The sequence below is a fragment of the Staphylococcus sp. EG-SA-2 genome, assembly GCF_017152085.1.
This window is the reverse complement of sequence record NZ_JACYHC010000747.1, coordinates 1-1,547: the sequence shown is the minus strand read 5'-3', so window position 1 is coordinate 1,547 and position 1,547 is coordinate 1. Positions and strand designations below refer to the sequence as shown.

Sequence of the window (1,547 nt, the reverse complement as noted above, 5' to 3'; positions counted from 1 at the left end):
CGCTTTACGTCTTCTTTTGTAATTTGCTCTAATGTGTCTAACGCCCTATTCATTCCGACAAAGACATTGAGCGATTGTTTCGTTCGATCCATATCATCACCAACTTTTTAATTTATTTCGATTTCGATATAAATTATATAGCTGAATGGATTTAATGTCAAGATACGTGTTTTCATCTTTATTTCAAATTGCGCTTAATAAAAACGACTACATAAATGCGGCAATGTCGTCACATGACTGTCATGCACCTTTTACTTCGTTTAAGTTAAAATAGAATAGGGAAATATTATAATCAAACATGATAGGAGTTGATATGTATGAGTAACCTTGAAATCAAACAAGGCGAGAACAAATTCTATATTGGTGATGATGAAAATAATGCTTTAGCTGAAATCACATACCGTTTTGTGGATAATAATGAAATTAACATTGATCATACAGGCGTATCTGATGAACTTGGTGGTCAAGGTGTTGGCAAAAAACTAGTTAAAGCAGTTGTTGAACACGCTCGAGAAAATCATTTAAAAATTATTGCCTCATGTTCATTTGCCAAACATATGTTAGAAAAAGAAGATTCATATCAAGATGTATATCTTGGTTAAATAAATTTTGCGATGGTGCAACTGTACCATCGCTTTTTTGTTCGCATCAATATAAAATTGCAAAACGACTAGTTATTTTGCATTTCAAACTTTATGCTATCAATTCATTTTCTTTTCTGGTATACTTTTTATACTAACTTATAGAAAAATAGAAAACGAGGCGATGCATAATGGCATTTCACGATAAAACAGCAACACAAGTGACAAACATTGAACTGAACGTAAGAGACTTAGACTTAATGACAACATTTTACAAAAACATTTTAGGACTATCCGTTAAAAGTTCTGACGATAACACAACCGTATTATCTGTTGGGACTGGTGGCCATACTCTAACGTTACATTTATTAGAAGACGGCCGTCAGACTTCCCCACGTGAAGCAGGACTTTTTCATATAGCATTTTTATTACCAACTACTGAGGATCTAGCTAACTTCTTATATTTCGTGGCACAAAAAAATATGGGCATTGGCGCTGGTGATCATTTAGTAAGTGAAGCTTTATATTTCAACGACCCCGAAGGTAATGGTATTGAAGTCTATCGCGATAGACCTTCATCTTCATGGGAATGGCAAAATGGCAAAGTTAAAATGGATACTTTAGAAGTTGATAGCCAAACCTTATTAACACATCGTACTGATGAAGGTTGGCAAGGAATGCCAGCAAAAGGCATGATTGGACACTTACATTTAAAAACACATGATTTAGACGCAGCATATCAATGTTACATTGAACAATTAGGATTCCAACATGTGTCTGATTTTCCACGTGCGCTATTTATGTCAACGAATCATTATCACCATCATATTGCTGCTAATACTTGGCAATCCAATCAAGCAAGACAAAACAATGCACAAAGTTATGGATTAACACATGTTGATATTTATCAACCCGACGCCTCAACACATACATTTACGGCACCAGAAGGGTTTGACATCACAGTTC

The 1,547-nt window shown here is 34.8% G+C and carries 2 protein-coding genes and 1 pseudogene; 2 read left to right on the top strand and 1 reads right to left on the bottom strand.

The genetic code is table 11. From position 1 onward, the window contains the following. Positions 1–92 (bottom strand): annotated as a pseudogene (locus IDG60_RS13615) (MarR family transcriptional regulator); the annotation flags it as partial. A 225-nt stretch (positions 93–317) separates the two neighbouring features. Between IDG60_RS13615 and IDG60_RS13610 the strand changes: the two are divergent. Next, positions 318–602: a GNAT family N-acetyltransferase gene (locus IDG60_RS13610; protein WP_000067116.1), complete on the top strand. Its 285-nt coding sequence runs from the start codon at positions 318–320 to the stop codon at positions 600–602. A gap of 170 nt (positions 603–772) precedes the next feature. Next, positions 773–1,547, top strand: a 775-nt coding sequence (locus IDG60_RS13605; protein ID WP_206160795.1) for a VOC family protein, incomplete at its 3' end; no start/stop codon positions are given.

Coding starts and splice junctions, on each gene's coding strand:
- IDG60_RS13610 (WP_000067116.1), top strand. CDS start 318: ATGAGTAACCTTGAAATCAAACAAGGCGAGAACAAATTCTATATTGGT.